The 18567-nt window shown below is 57.5% G+C and carries 18 protein-coding genes; 11 read left to right on the plus strand and 7 right to left on the minus strand.

Going from position 1 to position 18567, the window contains the following annotated elements; translation table 11 throughout:
• Positions 1–8: 8 nt before the first annotated feature.
• Positions 9–1997, minus strand: coding sequence for a transketolase (gene tkt / locus ACERY3_RS10835; protein WP_029739981.1), 1989 nt, complete (start codon positions 1995–1997; stop codon positions 9–11).
• 19 nt (positions 1998–2016) lie between these two features.
• The gene (gene tal / locus ACERY3_RS10840) at positions 2017–2967 is read right to left on the minus strand and encodes a transaldolase (RefSeq protein ID WP_058841579.1); all 951 of its coding nucleotides are present in this window, start codon (positions 2965–2967) and stop codon (positions 2017–2019) included.
• A 289-nt stretch (positions 2968–3256) separates the two neighbouring features.
• Between tal and maeB the strand changes: the two genes are divergently transcribed.
• Positions 3257–5536: an NADP-dependent oxaloacetate-decarboxylating malate dehydrogenase gene (gene maeB, locus ACERY3_RS10845; RefSeq protein ID WP_023308741.1), complete on the plus strand. Its 2280-nt coding sequence runs from the start codon at positions 3257–3259 to the stop codon at positions 5534–5536.
• A gap of 56 nt (positions 5537–5592) precedes the next feature.
• Here the strand turns inward: maeB and hemF are convergent, their stop codons facing one another.
• Both hemF and amiA read right to left on the minus strand, forming a co-directional pair.
• Positions 5593–6492, minus strand: a complete 900-nt coding sequence (hemF, locus tag ACERY3_RS10850) for an oxygen-dependent coproporphyrinogen oxidase (RefSeq protein ID WP_058841578.1) — start codon at positions 6490–6492, stop codon at positions 5593–5595.
• Positions 6492–7367 (minus strand): N-acetylmuramoyl-L-alanine amidase AmiA, encoded by an 876-nt coding sequence (amiA, locus tag ACERY3_RS10855; RefSeq protein WP_023308739.1) that lies wholly within the window; start codon positions 7365–7367, stop codon positions 6492–6494. The genes hemF and amiA overlap by 1 nt, the downstream gene beginning before the upstream one ends.
• 212 nt (positions 7368–7579) lie before the next feature.
• On the opposite strand from amiA, the gene ACERY3_RS10860 reads away from it, so the two are divergent.
• The 10 genes from ACERY3_RS10860 to pdxK all read left to right on the plus strand — a co-directional run bounded on the left by ACERY3_RS10860 (position 7580) and on the right by pdxK (position 15917).
• The gene (locus tag ACERY3_RS10860) at positions 7580–8005 is read left to right on the plus strand and encodes a GNAT family acetyltransferase (RefSeq protein WP_023308738.1); all 426 of its coding nucleotides are present in this window, start codon (positions 7580–7582) and stop codon (positions 8003–8005) included.
• Entirely contained in the window at positions 7992–8441 is a 450-nt protein-coding gene (locus ACERY3_RS10865; RefSeq protein ID WP_058841577.1) for a DUF2919 domain-containing protein, read from the plus strand. The genes ACERY3_RS10860 and ACERY3_RS10865 overlap by 14 nt, the downstream gene beginning before the upstream one ends.
• Positions 8442–8504: 63 nt before the next feature.
• A complete protein-coding gene (locus ACERY3_RS10870) occupies positions 8505–9080 on the plus strand; it encodes an RpoE-regulated lipoprotein (RefSeq protein ID WP_048974884.1) in 576 nt (191 codons plus the stop codon).
• Between the two features lie 92 nt (positions 9081–9172).
• Positions 9173–10072 carry a Dyp-type peroxidase gene (locus ACERY3_RS10875; RefSeq protein ID WP_029739987.1) on the plus strand — a complete coding sequence of 300 codons (900 nt, stop codon included), beginning with the start codon at positions 9173–9175 and terminating at the stop codon, positions 10070–10072.
• A 172-nt stretch (positions 10073–10244) separates the two neighbouring features.
• Positions 10245–11258: a sulfate ABC transporter substrate-binding protein gene (locus tag ACERY3_RS10880; protein WP_023308734.1), complete on the plus strand. Its 1014-nt coding sequence runs from the start codon at positions 10245–10247 to the stop codon at positions 11256–11258.
• Positions 11258–12091: a sulfate/thiosulfate ABC transporter permease CysT gene (cysT, locus tag ACERY3_RS10885; RefSeq protein WP_004123378.1), complete on the plus strand. Its 834-nt coding sequence runs from the start codon at positions 11258–11260 to the stop codon at positions 12089–12091. The genes ACERY3_RS10880 and cysT overlap by 1 nt, the downstream gene beginning before the upstream one ends.
• Positions 12091–12966 (plus strand): sulfate/thiosulfate ABC transporter permease CysW, encoded by an 876-nt coding sequence (gene cysW, locus ACERY3_RS10890; protein ID WP_048974889.1) that lies wholly within the window; start codon positions 12091–12093, stop codon positions 12964–12966. Before cysT ends, cysW begins: the two co-directional genes overlap by 1 nt.
• Positions 12956–14050 (plus strand): sulfate/thiosulfate ABC transporter ATP-binding protein CysA, encoded by a 1095-nt coding sequence (gene cysA, locus ACERY3_RS10895; RefSeq protein WP_008501607.1) that lies wholly within the window; start codon positions 12956–12958, stop codon positions 14048–14050. Before cysW ends, cysA begins: the two co-directional genes overlap by 11 nt.
• A 113-nt stretch (positions 14051–14163) precedes the next feature.
• Entirely contained in the window at positions 14164–15075 is a 912-nt protein-coding gene (gene cysM / locus ACERY3_RS10900; RefSeq protein WP_058841575.1) for a cysteine synthase CysM, read from the plus strand.
• Between the two features lie 5 nt (positions 15076–15080).
• Positions 15081–15917 (plus strand): pyridoxine/pyridoxal/pyridoxamine kinase, encoded by an 837-nt coding sequence (pdxK, locus tag ACERY3_RS10905; protein WP_319876378.1) that lies wholly within the window; start codon positions 15081–15083, stop codon positions 15915–15917.
• Between the two features lie 44 nt (positions 15918–15961).
• Here pdxK and crr read toward each other — a convergent pair whose 3' ends face one another.
• The 3 genes from crr to ptsH are packed head-to-tail and all read right to left on the minus strand — an operon-like array spanning position 15962 to position 18541.
• Complete coding sequence (gene crr / locus ACERY3_RS10910) at positions 15962–16471, minus strand: PTS glucose transporter subunit IIA (RefSeq protein WP_003861316.1); 510 nt, start codon at positions 16469–16471, stop codon at positions 15962–15964.
• 40 nt (positions 16472–16511) lie between these two features.
• On the minus strand, positions 16512–18239 hold the full coding sequence (gene ptsI, locus ACERY3_RS10915; protein WP_373225605.1) for a phosphoenolpyruvate-protein phosphotransferase PtsI: 1728 nt from the start codon (positions 18237–18239) through the stop codon (positions 16512–16514).
• Positions 18240–18283: 44 nt separating this feature from the next.
• Positions 18284–18541 (minus strand): phosphocarrier protein Hpr, encoded by a 258-nt coding sequence (gene ptsH, locus ACERY3_RS10920; RefSeq protein ID WP_000487600.1) that lies wholly within the window; start codon positions 18539–18541, stop codon positions 18284–18286.
• Positions 18542–18567 lie beyond the last annotated feature (26 nt).

The following is an 18567-nucleotide window of genomic DNA, read 5'->3' on the forward strand; positions in this document are numbered from 1 at the left end:
AGACCCCACTAGATCACGCTCAGCGCCTTCTCCACCACGTTCTCAACGGTAAAGCCGAAGTACGGGAACAGCTTGTCGGCAGGGGCGGACTCGCCGTAGCCTCGCATGCCGACAATCGCCCCTTTGAGCCCGACATATTTGTACCAGTAGTCGGCAATACCGGCTTCCACCGCCACGCGAGCCGCGACGCTGGACGGCAGGACCGATTCCCGGTACGCCTCGTCCTGGGCGTCAAAAATATCCGTTGAGGGTAGGGACACCACGCGCACCGCGTGACCTTCGGCAGTCAGTTTCTCCGCCGCTTTCACCGTGATTTCCACCTCGGAGCCGGTCGCAATCAGGATCACGTCCGGCTTGCCGCCGCTGTCCTTCAGGATGTAGCCGCCGCGGGCGATGTTTTTCACCTGCTCCGGGGTTCGCTCAATCTGCGCCAGGTTCTGGCGTGACAGGATCAGTGCCGTTGGGCCGTTGTGGCGTTCCACCGCCAGCTTCCAGCCCACCGCCGCTTCGACCTGATCGCACGGACGCCAGGTGCTGAAGTTGGGCGTCAGGCGCAGGCTTGCCAGCTGTTCAACCGCCTGGTGAGTAGGCCCGTCTTCCCCCAGCCCGATGGAGTCATGGGTGTAAACCATAATCTGCCGCGCCTTCATTAAGGCCGCCATGCGCGCCGCGTTACGGGCATACTCGACGAACATCAGGAAGGTGGCGGTGTACGGCACAAACCCGCCGTGATGGGCGATGCCGTTGGCAATCGCGGTCATCCCGAACTCGCGCACACCGTAGTGGATGTAGTTCCCGGCAATGTCCTCTTTCAGCGATTTTGAGCCCGACCAGATGGTCAGGTTGCTGGGCGCCAGATCCGCCGAGCCGCCGAGCAGTTCGGGCAGGAGAGGGCCGATTGCGTTCAGGGTATTTTGCGACGCCTTGCGGGTGGCGATTTTCGCCGGGTTGGACTGCAGGTTTTCGATCAGCGCCTGGGTTCTGTCGTCCCAGTCCTCCGGCAGGCCACCGCTCATGCGGCGGGAAAACTCGGCGGCGAGATCCGGGTGCGCTTTTTTGTAGGCGGCGAACTTCTCGTTCCAGGACTGCTGGGCCTTTTCACCCGCCTCACGGGCATCCCAGGCTCTGTAGATCTCTTTCGGGATCTCAAACGGCGGATGTTTCCACCCCAGCTTTTGCCGGGTCAGCGCGACTTCCTCCTCGCCCAGCGCCGCGCCGTGCGCCTCCTCTTTGCCCGCCTTATTCGGCGAGCCGAAGCCGATGACCGTACGGCAGATAATCAGGGACGGTTTATCCTTCACGCTCTGCGCTTCCTGAATCGCTTTTTTCACCGCCTCAGGATCGTGGCCGTCGATCTCGTGCACCACGTGCCAGTGGTAGGCTTCAAAGCGTTTTGCCGTGTCGTCGGTAAACCAGCCTTCGGTCTCCCCGTCGATGGAGATGCCGTTGTGATCGTAGAAGCCAATCAGCTTGCCGAGCCCCAGCGTGCCCGCCAGGGAGCAGACCTCATGGGAAATCCCCTCCATAAGGCAGCCGTCGCCCATAAACACGTAGGTGTAGTGGTCGACAATCTCGTGGTCCGGCTGGTTAAACTGTGCCGCCAGCGTGCGTTCAGCAATCGCCAGCCCGACCGCATTGGCCAGCCCCTGACCGAGTGGCCCGGTCGTTGTTTCCACGCCCGGCGTATAGCCAATTTCCGGGTGCCCCGGCGTTTTGGAGTGCAGCTGGCGGAAGTTTTTCAGCTCCTCAAGCGGCAGATCGTAGCCGGAAAGGTGCAGCAGGCTGTAGAGCAGCATTGAGGCGTGACCGTTGGAGAGAATAAAGCGGTCGCGATCGTACCAGGTCGGGTCATTGGGGTTGTGCTTCAGAAAGTCGTTCCACAGCACTTCGGCAATATCAGCCATGCCCATCGGCGCGCCGGGGTGGCCGGAATTGGCTTTTTGCACGGCATCCATGCTGAGGGCGCGAATGGCATTGGCTAGCTCTTTACGGGACATAGTTCACTCCGTGGCAAGGTTAAAGTTTGGCGGCGAGAAGATCTTCAAGTTTGCGCTGGTCGACGGCGAACTGGCGGATGCCGTCCGCCAGTTTTTCCACGGCCATGGCGTCCTGATTGTGCTCCCAGCGGAACTCCGCTTCGGTCATGGCTTTCGGTTTTGGCAGAACGGTGGAGGTCGGCACCAGCTTGCGGATCACCATTTCTTCTTTGTCCTGGAGCTCCTGGAGCAGGTTAGGGGAGATGGTCAGACGGTCGCAGCCTGCCAGGGCGAGGATCTGCTCGGTACGCCGGAAGCTGGCCCCCATCACGATGGTTTCATAGCGGTGCTGTTTGTAGTAGTCGTAGATATTACGGACCGATTTCACGCCCGGATCCTCATCCACCACGTACGGATCCATCGGCTGTTTCGCCTGATACCAGTCGTAGATGCGCCCGACAAACGGCGAGACGAGGAACACGCCCGCTTCAGCGCAGGCGCGCGCCTGGGCAAACGAGAACAGCAGCGTCAGGTTGCAGTGGATGCCTTCTTTTTCCAGCACCTCTGCCGCGCGGATGCCTTCCCAGGTGGAGGCCAGCTTGATCAGAATGCGCGATTTATCGATCCCCTGCTCCTCGTACAGTTCCACCAGGCGACGCGCCTTATTAATGCTCTTTTCTTTATCGAACGAGAGGCGGGCGTCGACTTCGGTCGAGACGCGGCCCGGGATGCTTTTAAGAATTTCCGCACCAAAATTAACCGCCAGCTTATCGCTGGCTTCGGCAACCTGCTGCTCCTGCGTTTTCCCGCGCTGTTTACCGTAGGCAATGGCGTCATCAATCAGATGGCTAAAATGGGCAAGCCCTGCAGCTTTGAGCAGTAGCGAAGGGTTAGTGGTCGCGTCCTCCGGCTGATAGTGGCGAATCGACTCGATATCGCCGCTGTCTGCAACCACGGTGGTGAATTTTTTGATGCCGTCTAGCTGGTTCATAAATAATTACTCCTTGTAAATAAAAGAGTTAGATGAGTGCGTTAGTTCACACTTCTGGAAAAATCATGATGGACTTAACAAAAAAGCATAGCAGACGGGGGAGGCATTGCTTTTGAGACGGGTAACATGGCTGTTATAAATTGATAACAATTTTTAATGTGTGATGGTGAGAGTTTGGCTGCCTTCAAAGTTTAGGAGGCGGCCTGAGGCGATACTAGGCGGCACACCAGGGTGTGCATCAGGATCGCTTACGTCACCCTTTTGACCGATACGTGAAAGGAAAAATAAGATGGATGAGCAGTTGAAACAGAGTGCCCTCGATTTTCACGAGTTCCCTGTCCCGGGCAAAATCCAGGTCTCCCCAACCAAGCCGCTGGCAACCCAGCGCGATCTGGCGCTGGCCTATTCGCCGGGCGTCGCAGCCCCGTGTCTGGAAATCGAAAAAGACCCGCTGGCGGCCTACAAATATACCGCGCGCGGCAACCTTGTCGCCGTGATCTCTAACGGCACGGCGGTGCTGGGGCTGGGCAACATCGGCGCGCTGGCCGGTAAGCCGGTGATGGAAGGGAAGGGGGTGCTGTTCAAGAAATTCGCCGGTATCGACGTGTTCGATATCGAGGTGGATGAACTCGATCCTGACAAATTCATCAACGTGGTGGCCGCGCTGGAGCCGACCTTCGGCGGGATCAACCTGGAAGACATCAAAGCGCCGGAATGTTTCTATATCGAGCAGAAGCTGCGCGAGCGTATGAACATTCCCGTGTTCCATGATGACCAGCACGGAACCGCGATTATCAGCACCGCCGCGATTCTGAACGGCCTGCGCGTGGTAGAGAAAAATCTCTCCGACGTGCGCATGGTGGTTTCTGGCGCAGGCGCCGCGGCCATCGCCTGTATGAACCTGCTGGTGGCGCTGGGTATGCAGAAACACAACATTGTGGTCTGCGACTCCAAGGGCGTTATCTATAAAGACCGCGAGCCGAACATGGCGGAAACCAAAGCGGCGTATGCGGTGGACGACGACGGTAAACGCACCCTGGACGACGTGATCGACGGCGCGGATATCTTCCTCGGCTGCTCTGGTCCGAAAGTGTTGACCCAGGAGATGGTGAAGAAGATGGCGCGTGCGCCAATGATCCTGGCCCTGGCGAACCCGGAACCGGAAATCCTGCCGCCGCTGGCGAAAGCGGTGCGTGAAGACGCCATCATCTGTACCGGCCGTTCGGACTACCCGAACCAGGTCAACAACGTGCTCTGCTTCCCGTTCATCTTCCGCGGCGCGCTGGACGTCGGCGCAACGGCGATCAACGAAGAGATGAAGCTTGCCGCCGTTCATGCCATCGCGGAGCTGGCGCACGCCGAGCAGAGCGAAGTGGTTGCGTCCGCGTACGGCGATCAGGATCTGAGCTTCGGCCCGGACTACATCATTCCAAAACCGTTCGACCCGCGTCTGATTGTTAAAATTGCCCCTGCGGTGGCCAAAGCGGCGATGGACTCCGGCGTAGCGACGCGTCCGATTCACGATTTCGACGCTTACGTCGATAAGCTCACCGAGTTTGTCTATAAAACGAACCTGTTCATGAAGCCGATCTTCTCTCAGGCCCGCGCCGACGCGAAGCGCGTGGTGCTGGCGGAAGGGGAAGAGGCGCGCGTGCTGCACGCCACCCAGGAGCTGATCACCTTAGGCCTGGCGAAGCCGATCCTGATTGGTCGTCCGAGCGTGATTGAAATGCGTATCCAGAAGCTGGGCCTGCAGATCAAGCCGGGCGTCGACTTCGAGATCGTGAACAACGAATCCGATCCGCGCTTCAAAGAGTACTGGAGCGAATACTACGCGATCATGAAGCGCCGGGGGATCACCCAGGAACAGGCGCAGAAAGCGGTGATCAGCAACACGACGGTGATCGGCGCGATCATGGTGCATCGCGGCGAGGCGGACGCGCTGATCTGCGGCACTATCGGCGACTACCACGAGCACTTTAGCGTGGTGCAGGAGATCTTCGGCTATCGCGACGGCGTCCATACCGCCGGGGCGATGAACGCGCTGCTGCTGCCGAGCGGCAACACCTTTATTGCGGACACCTACGTTAACGACGATCCGACCCCGGACGAGCTAGCGGAAATCACCGTGATGGCCGCCGAGACCGTGCGTCGCTTTGGTATTGAGCCGAAGGTGGCGCTGCTGTCGCACTCTAACTTTGGTTCGTCTAAATCCGCGGCGGCCTGCAAAATGCGTCAGACGCTGGAGCTGGTGCGCGAGCGTGCGCCGGAGCTGATGATTGACGGGGAAATGCACGGCGATGCCGCGCTGGTGGAAAGCATCCGTAACGAACGTATGCCGGACAGCCCGCTGAAGGGATCGGCCAACATACTGATTATGCCGAACGTGGAAGCGGCGCGTATCAGCTACAACCTGCTGCGCGTCTCCAGCTCTGAAGGGGTGACCGTAGGGCCTGTACTGATGGGCGTGGCGAAACCGGTGCACGTGTTAACGCCGATTGCCTCCGTGCGTCGTATCGTGAACATGGTGGCGCTGGCGGTGGTTGAGGCGCAGACGCAGCCGCTATAATTTTTACCCTCACCCTAACCCTCTCCCTTTGGGAGAGGGCCGGGGTGAGGGGAGGGTTACACCCAGTCCCGAACCTGAATAAACTCACGCAAGGCAGCCTCCGGGCTGCCTTCTTTTGGTTCGTAGCAGTACTCCCAGCGCACCAGCGGCGGCATCGACATCAGAATCGACTCCGTGCGCCCGCCGGTCTGCAGGCCGAACAGCGTCCCGCGATCCCACACCAGGTTGAACTCCACGTAGCGCCCGCGGCGGTAAAGCTGGAACTCGCGCTCGCGCACGCCGTAGTCGGTATTTTTACGGCGCTCGACAATCGGCAGATAAGCGTCGGTATAGCCTTCGCCTACCGCGCGCATAAAGCTGAACGCGGTATCAAAATCAGGCGCGTTGAGATCGTCAAAGAACAGCCCGCCGATGCCGCGCTGCTCGTCGCGGTGCTTCAGGTAAAAGTAGTCATCGCACCACTTTTTAAATTTCGGGTAGACGTCTTCGCCAAACGGCAGGCAAAGATCCCGCGCGGTGGTGTGCCAGTGCACGGCATCTTCTTCGAAGCCGTAGTAGGGCGTTAAATCGAAACCGCCGCCGAACCACCAGACCGGGTCGGCGCCCGGTTTTTCCGCAATGAAAAAGCGCACGTTGGCGTGGCTGGCGGGCACGAACGGGTTGTGCGGGTGCACTACCAGCGAAACGCCCATCGCCTCGAAGCTGCGTCCCGCCAGCTCAGGACGATGCGCCGTCGCAGATGCGGGCATGGCGTCGCCGTGAACGTGGGAAAAATTCACGCCTGCCTGTTCGAAGATGCCGCCGTTTCGCAGCACGCGGCTGCGCCCGCCGCCTCCGGCCTCGCGCTGCCAGTTATCTTCCTGAAATTCACCGCCGTCTGCGGCAGCCAGTTTCTGGCAGATCTCATCCTGCAGCTGCAGCAGGAAGGTTTTGACCAGTTGAGCATCGGGTTTCATCAACGTTTCCTGGAGTGCGCTTTTTGGTTATCGAACCAGTTGAAGTAACTGATAATGCCGGAGGCGATAGCGTTGGCGATCTTCTGACGAAACGCCGTGGTGCCGAGGAGCCGCTCTTCTTCCGGGTTGGTTATGAAGGACGTTTCCACCAGCACGGACGGGATGGACGGCGACTTCAGCACCACGAATGCCGCCTGCTCGGTGCCTTTGCTGTGCAGACGATGCACCGGCTTAATCTTCTTCAGAATATGCGAGCCGAGCGTCAGGCTGTTTTTAATCGTATCCGTCTGCACGAGGTCGAACAGCACCTGCTGTAGCAGATGATCTTTGTCGGTGGCTTTTTTCCCGGCGACTTCATCCGCCCGGTTTTCGCGGTCGGAGAGGTATTTTGCCATGGCGCTACTGGCGCCCCGGTTAGAGAGTGCAAACACCGAGGCGCCGGCCGCAGAAGGGTTGGTAAAGCCGTCGGCGTGAATCGACATAAACAGATCTGCACCGTGCTGGTGGGCGATCTCAACGCGGTCATACAGCGGAATAAAGGTGTCGCCAGAGCGCGTCAGACGGGCGTCAATGCCGTTGCTGCGTAAAATTGCGCGCACATTTTTTGCAATTGCCAGCACGACGTGTTTTTCTTTCGACCCGTTTTTGCCGATGGCGCCGGTATCAATACCGCCGTGGCCCGGGTCGAGCATTACCAGACGCTTCGCGCCCGGCTTTTTGGTTTTCGGTTTGCTGTGTCCGTTACTGGTTTTGAGCGTGCTCTCGTCTTTCGCCTGAGCCTGCTTTGCGATGCCCGTTAACGTTAAGGCCGCCAGCCCCGCTTTGAGAACCTGACGACGCGATGTGAGTGCTTTTAATGGTTTGAATGTGCTCATGCGGCCTGAATACTAAAAAATGGGGTCCTGGTGTTATATCGTATCGTGTTTCCCGTTACGACAGTCCATGTTGAGAATTGTTTTACTTTTCATTTCAATACGTGACAAAGTGACATTATGCCAAATTTTGGCGAGATTTTCCCCGGTTATTGGCGAAAGGCGAGCTTCGCGCCATAATCACTGTTTTTAAACCCGAAAAGGCGGTTAATACCATGGAGATACGCGTTTTTCGCCAGGAAGATTTCGAAGAGGTGATCACCCTTTGGGAGCGCTGCGATCTGCTGCGTCCGTGGAACGATCCGGAAATGGATATCGAACGTAAGGTGAATCACGACGTCAGTCTGTTTCTGGTCGCGGAAGTCAATGGCGAGGTTGTGGGGACGGTAATGGGCGGTTACGACGGCCACCGCGGCTCGGCCTATTATCTGGGCGTCCACCCGGAATACCGTGGCCGCGGCATTGCCAATGCGCTGCTGAACCGGCTCGAGAAGAAGCTGATCGCCCGCGGCTGCCCGAAAATCCAGATCATGGTGCGGGAAGATAACGACGTGGTGCTGGGCATGTATGAGCGTCTGGGCTACGAGCATTCCGACGTGCTGAGTTTAGGAAAGCGTCTGATCGAAGATGAAGAGTACTGAGATCCATCCGGCAGACTATGACGCGCAGGGCCGCGTCAGGCTGCCCTTTTTATTCTGGTGCGTTCTGCTGCTCCAGGCCCGAACTTGGGTGCTGTTTGTGATGGCCGCCGCGTCTCGCGGGCAGGGCGACACGCTGCTGAATCTCTTTTATCCCGATCATGACGCCTTCTGGCTCGGCTTGCTGCCGGGCGTACCGGCGGTGATCGCTTTTTTGTGCAGCGGACGACGGCATGCGATCCCACGTTTCTGGCGCGCGCTTCGCTGGCTGCTGATCCTCGCCCAGGTTGCGCTGCTCTTCTGGCAGCCGGTACTCTGGTGGTACGGTGAACCGCTGACGGGCACCGGCGTTGCGCTGGTGGTTGCCGATATTGTGGCGCTGCTGTGGCTGCTGACCAACCCGCGTCTTCGCGCCTGTTTTGCGCATCAGGATGATTAATCCGGCACTTTTTGCCGATGTCGCACTCCAACAAGCGTTGATTTAACAAGAAAGGACGTTTCAATGAAATCGCTGCGTTTACTTTTATGCGCTCTCCCGCTGGCGTTGACCGGCTGTTCGACGCTCTCCTCCATTAACTGGTCCGCCGCGTATCCGTGGAACTGGTTTGGCTCATCAACGGAAGTCACCGAGCAGGGCGTGGGGAAAATTACCGCCGCGACGGCGCTGGATCAGGACGCTATTCAGGATGCGCTCAGCAGCGATTACCGCCTGCGCAGCGGCATGAAAACGGAGAATGGCAATATTGTTCGCTATTACGAAGCGCTGAAGGGCGACAAGCTGGCGCTGGTGATTAACGGTGACAAAGGCACCGTAAACCGAATTGCCGTGATGGATGAAGATATCCCGACGGCGAGCGGTGTGAAGGTGGGTACGCCGTTCAGCGACCTTTATAAGCAGGCCTTTGGCAACTGCACCAGCCTGCCGTCTGACGACAAGGTCGCGGTGGAATGTAAGGCTGAAGGCAGCCAGCACATCAGCTATGTCTTCACAGGAACCTGGAGCGGCCCGGAAGGTCTGATGCCGTCTGACGACACGCTCAGGAGCTGGAAAGTGAGCAAAATACTCTGGAAGCAGTAATTTGCGCCTGAACAAACCGCCTCGCTGAAATCCGGGTATAATAGCCGCCATCAATGCCACGCTGACGTGGCATCTTTATTTCAGGAGGAGCGATGTCTCAGGTTCAGAGTGGCATTTTGCCAGAACATTGCCGCGCGGCGATTTGGATTGAAGCCAATGTTAAAGGGGACGTGGATGCCCTGCGTGCGGCCAGTAAAGCGTTTGTTGATAAGCTGGCCACCTTCCAGGCCAAATTCCCGGAAGCGCACCTCGGCGCCGTTGTTGCCTTTGGCAATAACGTCTGGCGTCAGCTGAGCGGTGGAGAAGGGGCGGAAGAGCTGAAAGACTTCATCCCTTACGGCAAAGGTCTGGCTCCGGCGACTCAGTACGACGTGCTGATCCACATTCTCTCCCTGCGTCACGACGTGAACTTCTCCGTTGCCCAGGCGGCAGTAGCGGCCTTTGGCGACAGCATTGAGGTGCAGGAAGAGGTTCACGGCTTCCGCTGGGTGGAAGAGCGCGATCTGAGCGGCTTCGTCGACGGCACCGAAAACCCGGCGGGCGAAGAGACGCGTCGCGACGTGGCGGTGATCAAAGACGGCGTGGACGCTGGCGGCAGCTATGTGTTCGTGCAGCGCTGGGAGCACAACCTCAAGCAGCTTAACCGCATGAGCGTGCACGACCAGGAGATGATGATTGGCCGCACTAAAGAAGCCAACGAAGAGATCGACGGCGACGACCGTCCTGTAACTTCTCACCTGACCCGCGTTGACCTGAAAGAAGACGGCAAAGGGCTGAAGATTGTCCGCCAGAGCCTGCCGTACGGCACGGCAAGCGGCACGCACGGCCTCTACTTCTGCGCCTACTGCGCGCGGCTGCATAACATTGAGCAGCAGCTGCTGAGCATGTTCGGTGATACCGACGGCAAGCGCGACGCCATGTTGCGCTTCACCAAACCGGTGACCGGCGGCTACTACTTTGCGCCGTCCGTTGAGCGTCTGCTGGCGCTGTAATGTCCTTTCTCCCTCTCCCTGTGGGAGAGGGCCGGGGTGAGGGCATCAGGCCTCCCCCTTATTCCCTTTTCTGCTTCTAAATCACCAAACGGTATATAAAACCGTTACTCCTTTCATCCCCGTTATAAATATTATGACTATAAGATAGTCATCACATTTATAAGGGTGCGCAATGGCCGTTACTGTACTGAAAAAAGGAACTCTGGCGCTGGCAGGTTTACTGCTGGTGGCACAGGCGCAGGCGACTGAACTGTTGAACAGTTCGTATGACGTCTCCCGCGAGCTGTTTGCCGCCCTTAATCCACCGTTCGAACAGCAGTGGGCGAAAGATAATAACGGCGACAAGCTGACCATCAAACAGTCCCACGCCGGGTCGTCCAAGCAGGCGCTGGCGATTTTGCAGGGCCTGAAAGCAGATGTGGTGACTTACAACCAGGTGACTGACGTGCAGATCCTGCACGACAAAGGCAAGCTGATCCCAGCGGATTGGCAGAGCCGACTGCCGAACAACAGCTCCCCGTTCTATTCCACCATGGGCTTCCTGGTGCGTAAGGGCAACCCGAAGAATATCCACGACTGGAGCGATCTGGTGCGTTCCGACGTGAAGCTGATTTTCCCGAACCCAAAAACCTCCGGTAACGCGCGTTATACCTATTTAGCCGCGTGGGGCGCGGCGGACAAGGCTGACGGTAACGATAAAGCCAAAACCGAGCAGTTCATGACCCAGTTCCTGAAAAACGTCGAAGTGTTTGATACCGGCGGCCGCGGGGCGACAACGACCTTCGCGGAGCGCGGTCTCGGCGACGTGCTGATCAGCTTTGAATCGGAAGTGAATAACATCCGCAAACAGTACGAAGCGCAGGGCTTCGAAGTCGTTATCCCGAAAACCAACATCCTGGCCGAGTTCCCGGTGGCGTGGGTGGATAAAAACGTGCAGGCAAACGGTACCGAGAAAGCGGCAAAAGCCTATCTCAACTACCTGTACAGCCCGCAGGCGCAGACCATCATTACCGATTACTACTACCGCGTGAATAACCCGGATGTGATGAACAAGCTGAAAGATAAGTTCCCGCAGACCGATTTGTTCCGCGTGGAAGATCATTTCGGCTCCTGGCCTGATGTGATGAAAACGCATTTTGCCAGCGGTGGTGAGTTAGACAAACTGCTGGCGGCGGGGCATAAGTAATGTTTGCAGTCTCGACAAAACGCGTGCTGCCGGGCTTTACCTTAAGCCTCGGGACCAGCCTGCTGTTCGTCTGCCTGATCCTGCTGTTGCCGCTCAGCGCGCTGGTGATGCAGCTTGCTCAGATGAGCTGGGCGCAGTACTGGGACGTGGTCACCAACCCGCAGGTGGTGGCGGCCTATAAGGTGACGCTGCTGTCGGCGTTTGTCGCCTCCATTTTTAACGGCGTGTTTGGCCTGCTGATGGCGTGGATCTTAACCCGCTATCGCTTCCCGGGCCGCACGCTGCTTGACGCCCTGATGGATCTGCCGTTTGCGCTGCCGACGGCGGTGGCGGGCTTAACCCTCGCGTCGCTCTTCTCCGTGAACGGGCTGTACGGCGAGTGGCTGGCGAAATTCGACATCAAAGTAACCTACACCTGGCTCGGTATCGCGGTGGCGATGGCTTTTACCAGCATCCCGTTTGTGGTCCGTACCGTGCAGCCGGTGCTGGAAGAGTTGGGTCCGGAATACGAAGAAGCGGCGGAAACGCTGGGCGCCACGCGCTGGCAGAGCTTCCGCAAGGTGGTTCTGCCGGAGCTCTCTCCGGCGCTGATGGCGGGCGTCGCGCTGTCGTTTACCCGCAGCCTCGGTGAGTTCGGCGCGGTGATTTTTATCGCCGGGAACATCGCCTGGAAAACAGAAGTCACCTCGCTGATGATTTTCATCCGTTTGCAGGAGTTTGATTATCCGGCGGCGAGCGCGATTGCCTCGGTGATCCTGGCGGCGTCGCTGCTGCTGCTGTACTCAATTAACACTCTGCAAAGTCGCTTTGGTCGACGTGTGGTAGGTCACTGATGGCGGAAGTTACGCAATTGAAGCGATACGATGCACCCCGCATTAACTGGGGTAAATGGTTTCTGATTGGGGCGGGCGTGCTGGTTTCCGCCCTCATTCTCGTCGTGCCGACGGTTTATATCTTCGTTCAGGCATTCAGCAAGGGCCTGATGCCCGCGCTGGAAAACCTGGCGAACCCGGATATGCTGCATGCCATCTGGCTGACCGTGCTGATTGCGCTGATCACCGTGCCGGTGAACCTCGTGTTCGGGACCCTGCTGGCCTGGCTGGTAACCCGCTTTAACTTCCCGGGACGTCAGCTGCTGCTGACCCTGCTGGACATTCCTTTCGCCGTATCGCCGGTGGTGGCGGGTCTGGTGTACCTGCTCTTTTACGGCTCCAACGGCCCGTTGGGCGGCTGGCTGGACGAGCATAACCTGCAGATCATGTTCGCCTGGCCGGGCATGGTGCTGGTCACCATCTTTGTGACCTGTCCGTTTGTGGTGCGTGAGCTGGTGCCGGTGATGTTAAGCCAGGGGAGCAACGAAGACGAAGCGGCGGTGCTGCTGGGCGCTTCCGGCTGGCAGATGTTCCGTCGCGTGACGCTGCCGAATATCCGCTGGGCGCTGCTTTACGGCGTGGTGCTGACCAACGCCCGCGCGATTGGTGAGTTCGGTGCCGTTTCCGTCGTCTCCGGCTCCATCCGGGGTGAAACCCTGTCGCTGCCGCTACAGATTGAGCTGCTGCAACAGGACTACAACACCATCGGCGCGTTTACTGCCGCAGCGTTGCTGACGCTGATGGCCATCTTGACCCTGTTTTTGAAGAGTGTGGTGCAGTGGCGTTTAGAAAATCAGGAAAAACGTCAGCATCAGGAGGGAAATCATGAGCATTGAGATTGCCAATATTAAGAAGTCTTTTGGTCGCACCCAGGTGCTGAATGATATCTCGCTGGATATCCCTTCCGGACAAATGGTGGCGCTGCTGGGGCCGTCCGGCTCGGGCAAAACCACGCTGCTGCGTATTATCGCCGGGCTTGAGCATCAGACCAGCGGGCACATCCGCTTCCACGGCACCGACGTGAGCCGCCTGCACGCCCGCGATCGTAAAGTAGGCTTTGTGTTCCAGCACTACGCGCTGTTCCGCCACATGACCGTGTTCGACAACATCGCGTTTGGCCTGACCGTGCTGCCGCGTCGCGAACGTCCGGATGCGGCAACCATTAAGGCGAAAGTGACCAAACTGCTGGAGATGGTGCAGCTGGCTCACCTGGCGGATCGTTTCCCGGCCCAGCTGTCCGGCGGACAGAAACAGCGCGTGGCGCTGGCGCGCGCGCTGGCCGTTGAGCCGCAAATTCTGCTGCTGGATGAACCCTTCGGCGCGCTGGATGCGCAGGTGCGTAAAGAGCTGCGCCGCTGGCTGCGTCAGCTGCATGAAGAGCTGAAATTCACCAGCGTCTTCGTGACCCACGATCAGGAAGAGGCGATGGAAGTTGCGGATCGCGTGGTGGTCATGAGCCAGGGCAACATTGAACAGGTTGACGAGCCGGAGCAGCTCTGGCGTGAGCCGGCGACCCGCTTCGTGCTGGAGTTTATGGGCGAAGTAAACCGTCTGCAGGGCACTATTCGCGGCGGACAGTTCCACGTTGGCGCTCATCGCTGGCCGCTGGGCTATACCTCCGCGCATCAGGGGCCGGTCGATCTGTTCCTGCGTCCGTGGGAAGTGGACGTGAGCCGCCGAACCAGCCTGGATTCACCGCTGCCGGTGCAGGTGCTGGAAGCTAGCCCTAAAGGTCACTACACCCAATTGGTGGTACAGCCGCTGGGCTGGTATACCGAGCCGCTGACCGTGGTCATGCGCGACGACGTGCCGCCGCACCGGGGTGAGCGCCTGTTTGTTGGTTTGCAGCACGCCCGTATTTATCACGGGAAGGAGCGCATCGAGACGCGCGAGGATATTGCTCTGGCGGAGTCAGCCTGATAGGTTAGGATTACGTAGTTTTGCCGGGTGGCGCTGCGCTTACCCGGCCTACAATATGACGTCTGTAGGCCCGGTAAGCGAAGCGCCACCGGGCTTTTTATTGGACAGCGATCATGAATACATTAGAACACACCATCGGCAACACTCCTCTGGTCAAGCTTCAGCGCATGGGGCCGGACAACGGCAGCGAAATCTGGGTCAAACTCGAAGGCAATAACCCGGCGGGCTCGGTGAAAGACCGCGCGGCGCTGTCGATGATTGTCCAGGCCGAAAAACGCGGAGAAATTAAGCCAGGCGACGTGCTGATAGAGGCCACCAGCGGCAACACCGGTATCGCCCTGGCGATGATTGCTGCGCTGAAAGGCTACCGCATGAAGCTGCTGATGCCGGACAACATGAGCCAGGAGCGCCGCGCCGCGATGCGTGCCTACGGGGCCGAGCTGATTCTGGTGACCAAAGAGCAGGGAATGGAAGGCGCGCGCGACTTAGCGCTGGAGATGGCCGGGCGCGGTGAAGGTAAACTGCTGGATCAGTTCAACAATCCGGACAACCCGTACGCGCACTACACCACCACCGGCCCGGAAATCTGGCAGCAAACCGACGGGCGTATCACCCATTTTGTCTCTAGTATGGGCACCACCGGCACCATTACCGGGGTATCGCGTTTTCTGCGCGAGCAGGAAAAAACCGTCACCATCGTTGGCCTCCAGCCGGAAGAGGGGAGCAGCATTCCGGGGATTCGCCGCTGGCCGGCGGAGTATATGCCCGGCATCTTTAATGCGCAGCTGGTGGATCAGGTGCTGGATCTTCACCAGCGCGAGGCGGAAAATACCATGCGTGAGCTGGCCGTGCGCGAAGGTATCTTCTGCGGCGTCAGCTCGGGCGGCGCGGTAGCGGGGGCGATTCGGGTAGCGCAGGCAAACCCGGGGGCGGTAGTGGTGGCGATTATTTGCGATCGCGGCGATCGCTATCTGTCTACCGGCGTCTTTGGTGAAGAGAGTTATTCGCAGGGGGCGGGGATTTAAGCGTCATGGAGATGATTCTATTCCGGGATAACACCCGGGCGCAGCAAACCGACATTGTCGCCGTGCAGTCGCAGGTGGTTTACGGCAGCGTGGGGAACAGCATTGCGGTACCGAATATTCGTACCCACAGGCTGAACGTCACCGCCGTGCCGACGGTACTGTTTAGCAACACGCCGCACTACGACACGTTTTATGGTGGGGTGATCCCCGACGAGTGGTTCAGCGGCTATCTTAGGGCACTGGAAGAACGCGAGATCCTGCGCGAGCTTAAAGCGGTCACCACCGGCTATATGGGCAGCGCCAGCCAGATCGTCCTGCTGGCTCAATGGCTGAAGGCGGTCAAAGCGCAGCATCCAGACCTGCTGGTGCTGGTCGACCCGGTTATCGGCGATATCGACAGCGGAATGTACGTCAAGCCCGAGATCCCGCAGGCATATCGGGAACACCTGCTGCCGATGGCGCAGGGGATCACACCAAACGTCTATGAGCTGGAAGTGTTAAGCGGCAAACCGTGCCGTACGCCTGAAAGCGCCATCGCGGCGGCGCAGGGACTGCTCTCCGATAGCCTGAAATGGGTGGCGATCACCAGCGCGCCGGTGGCCGATGACCCGGAAAACATCCACGTGGTGCTGGTGACGAATGAAGGCGTGACCGTCAGCGCGCATCCGCGCGTAGAAACCGATCTGAAAGGGACGGGCGACCTGTTCTGTTCAGAACTGGTGAGCGGAATTGTTGAGGGGAAAACCGTTGCCGACGCCATTCGCATGGCCGGCGATCGGGTGACTGACGTGATGCTCTATACCCAGTCGAAGGGCTACGACGAGCTTATCCTACCGGCATAAACAAAAATGGCGCCCGAAGGCGCCATTTTTCTGTGCGGCAAGAATTACTTCTTGATGCGGATAACCGGGGTTTCACCCACGGTGACGCTGCCAGACAGTTTGATCAGTTCTTTGATTTCGTCCATGTTGGAGATAACAACCGGCGTCAGGGTAGACTTGGCTTTTTCTTCCAGCAGTGGCAGATCGAATTCAATTACCGGGTCGCCAACTTTAACACGCTGGCCTTCTTCCGCGATACGTTTGAAGCCTTCGCCTTTCAGTTCAACGGTGTCGATACCGAAGTGAACGAACAGTTCGATACCGCTATCAGATTCGATAGAGAACGCATGGTTGGTTTCAAAAATTTTACCGATGGTGCCGTCAACTGGAGCAACCATTTTGTTGCCAGTTGGTTTGATAGCAATGCCATCACCAACGATTTTCTCAGCAAACACTACATCCGGCACGTCTTCGATGTTGACGATCTCGCCGGAGAGCGGAGCAACAATCTCAATAGTTCCGGAGTCTTTCTTATCATCAGAAACCAGAGATTTCAGTTTATCGAACAAACCCATGATCTTCTCCTAAGCAGTAATTTGGGCCGCATCTCGTGGATTAGCAGATTGTTTTTTCTTCAATGAACTTGTTAACCAGCGTCATTAACTCGTCCGTTGTCGGTTGAGCAAGAGCCTGCTCTGCTAACACCTTCGCATCTTCGAAGTTCGTGTTACGGATAATCTTCTTAATGCGCGGGATGGAAATGGCGCTCATAGAGAATTCGTCCAGACCCATACCCAGCAACAGAAGTGTAGCACGTTCGTCGCCTGCAAGCTCACCACACATGCCAGTCCATTTACCTTCTGCATGAGAAGCATCAATAACTTGCTTGATCAAGTTCAGTACGGACGGTGACATTGGCTGGTAGAGATGTGAAATCATATCATTACCACGGTCAACTGCCAGGGTGTACTGCGTTAAATCATTGGTGCCGATACTAAAGAAATCAACTTCTTTGGCTAAATGACGCGCAATGGTCGCCGCCGCAGGTGTTTCCACCATCACGCCGATCTCGATTGACTCGTCAAACGCTTTACCTTCGTCGCGCAGTTCCTGCTTGTAGATTTCGATCTCTTTCTTCAGTGCACGCACTTCTTCAACAGAGATGATCATCGGGAACATGATGCGCAGTTTACCGAAAGCAGAGGCACGCAGGATCGCGCGAACCTGGTCACGCAGGATCTCTTTACGATCCATCGCGATACGGATTGCACGCCAGCCCAGGAACGGGTTCTCTTCTTTCGGGAAGTTCATGTACGGCAGCTCTTTGTCGCCGCCGATGTCCATGGTACGGACGATAACCGCCTGAGAGCCACACGCTTCAGCCACGGCTTTATAAGCAGCAAACTGCTCTTCTTCCGTTGGCAGCGCGTCGCGGTCCATGAACAGGAATTCTGTACGATAGAGACCTACGCCTTCCGCGCCGTTGCGCTCAGCGCCATCAACGTCGCGGACGGTACCGATGTTTGCGCATACTTCTACCTGATGGCCGTCCAGGGTGATGGCTGGCAGGTCTTTCAGCTTAGCGAGTTCGGCTTTTTCAGTCGCAACCTGCTCCTGAACCGCGCGCAGTTTATCGATCTCTTCATTGGTTGGGTTGACGTAAACCAGATTGTTTACGGCATCCAGAATCAGATAGTCGCCGTTTTTCACCTGAGAGGTGACGCTACCGGTACCCACGATGGCAGGCAGTTCCAGAGAGCGCGCCATGATAGAGGTGTGGGAGGTACGGCCACCCGCGTCGGTGATGAAACCGAGGACCTTTTTCAGGTTCAGCTGTGCAGTTTCAGACGGGGTGAGGTCAGCGGCAACCAGGATAACTTCATCCTGAATCGCGCTCAGGTCGATAATGGCCAGATCCAGAATGTTGCGCAGCAGGCGCTTACCGATGTCACGTACGTCAGCCGCACGCTCTTTCAGGTATTCATCATCCAGTTCTTCCAGGGCAGTTGCCTGACCTTCGATAACTTCATGCGCAGCCGCGTCGGCCGTCATGCCTTTATCTTTAATCAGGGCTATGATTTCCTGCTCCAGCTCCTCATCTTCGAGCAGCATGATGTGCCCTTCGAAGATGGCTTCTTTTTCTTCACCGAAAGTTTCGCCAGCTTTAGTTTTGATTGCTTCCAGTTGCGCAGATGCCTTGGCACGACCGCTCAGAAAACGTTCAACTTCCTGATCAACCTTGTCGGCAGAAATTTTTTTCCGGTCGATGACGATCTCGTCTTCTTTCAGCAGCAGTGCTTTGCCGAAAGCGATACCCGGGGATGCTAAAATGCCTGAAATCATAACCCTACCTTACTTGTGACTGATATTTAAAAGAACCCGGAAACTTACTCGAGCTCAGCCATCAGTTTTACCAGATGCTCAACTGCTTTCTGCTCGTCTTCACCTTCTGCAGAGATGGTGACAACGGTGCCCTGAGTCAGGCCCAGAGTCTGCAGTTTGAACAGGCTTTTTGCGCTCGCGCTTTTGCCGTTGGAAGTCACAGTGATTTCAGAAGTGAAGCCTTTTGCTTCTTTAACAAACTGAGCAGCAGGGCGGGTGTGCAGACCGTTCGGAGCGGTAATGGTAACTTCTTGCTGGAACATTGTATTTCCCCAACTTATAGGTTTAG

The sequence above is a fragment of the Enterobacter cloacae complex sp. ESBL7 genome, from assembly GCF_041679625.1.
GTDB lineage: Bacteria > Pseudomonadota > Gammaproteobacteria > Enterobacterales > Enterobacteriaceae > Enterobacter > Enterobacter asburiae_B.

Excerpts from the sequence above, each read along its gene's own strand:
- tkt (WP_029739981.1), bottom strand. The coding sequence starts at position 1,997 with ATGTCCCGTAAAGAGCTAGCCAATGCCATTCGCGCCCTCAGCATGGAT.
- tal (WP_058841579.1), bottom strand. The coding sequence starts at position 2,967 with ATGAACCAGCTAGACGGCATCAAAAAATTCACCACCGTGGTTGCAGAC.
- maeB (WP_023308741.1), top strand. The coding sequence starts at position 3,257 with ATGGATGAGCAGTTGAAACAGAGTGCCCTCGATTTTCACGAGTTCCCT.
- hemF (WP_058841578.1), bottom strand. The coding sequence starts at position 6,492 with ATGAAACCCGATGCTCAACTGGTCAAAACCTTCCTGCTGCAGCTGCAG.
- amiA (WP_023308739.1), bottom strand. The coding sequence starts at position 7,367 with ATGAGCACATTCAAACCATTAAAAGCACTCACATCGCGTCGTCAGGTT.
- ACERY3_RS10860 (WP_023308738.1), top strand. The coding sequence starts at position 7,580 with ATGGAGATACGCGTTTTTCGCCAGGAAGATTTCGAAGAGGTGATCACC.
- ACERY3_RS10865 (WP_058841577.1), top strand. The coding sequence starts at position 7,992 with ATGAAGAGTACTGAGATCCATCCGGCAGACTATGACGCGCAGGGCCGC.
- ACERY3_RS10870 (WP_048974884.1), top strand. The coding sequence starts at position 8,505 with ATGAAATCGCTGCGTTTACTTTTATGCGCTCTCCCGCTGGCGTTGACC.
- ACERY3_RS10875 (WP_029739987.1), top strand. The coding sequence starts at position 9,173 with ATGTCTCAGGTTCAGAGTGGCATTTTGCCAGAACATTGCCGCGCGGCG.
- ACERY3_RS10880 (WP_023308734.1), top strand. The coding sequence starts at position 10,245 with ATGGCCGTTACTGTACTGAAAAAAGGAACTCTGGCGCTGGCAGGTTTA.
- cysT (WP_004123378.1), top strand. The coding sequence starts at position 11,258 with ATGTTTGCAGTCTCGACAAAACGCGTGCTGCCGGGCTTTACCTTAAGC.
- cysW (WP_048974889.1), top strand. The coding sequence starts at position 12,091 with ATGGCGGAAGTTACGCAATTGAAGCGATACGATGCACCCCGCATTAAC.
- cysA (WP_008501607.1), top strand. The coding sequence starts at position 12,956 with ATGAGCATTGAGATTGCCAATATTAAGAAGTCTTTTGGTCGCACCCAG.
- cysM (WP_058841575.1), top strand. The coding sequence starts at position 14,164 with ATGAATACATTAGAACACACCATCGGCAACACTCCTCTGGTCAAGCTT.
- pdxK (WP_319876378.1), top strand. The coding sequence starts at position 15,081 with ATGGAGATGATTCTATTCCGGGATAACACCCGGGCGCAGCAAACCGAC.
- crr (WP_003861316.1), bottom strand. The coding sequence starts at position 16,471 with ATGGGTTTGTTCGATAAACTGAAATCTCTGGTTTCTGATGATAAGAAA.
- ptsI (WP_373225605.1), bottom strand. The coding sequence starts at position 18,239 with ATGATTTCAGGCATTTTAGCATCCCCGGGTATCGCTTTCGGCAAAGCA.
- ptsH (WP_000487600.1), bottom strand. The coding sequence starts at position 18,541 with ATGTTCCAGCAAGAAGTTACCATTACCGCTCCGAACGGTCTGCACACC.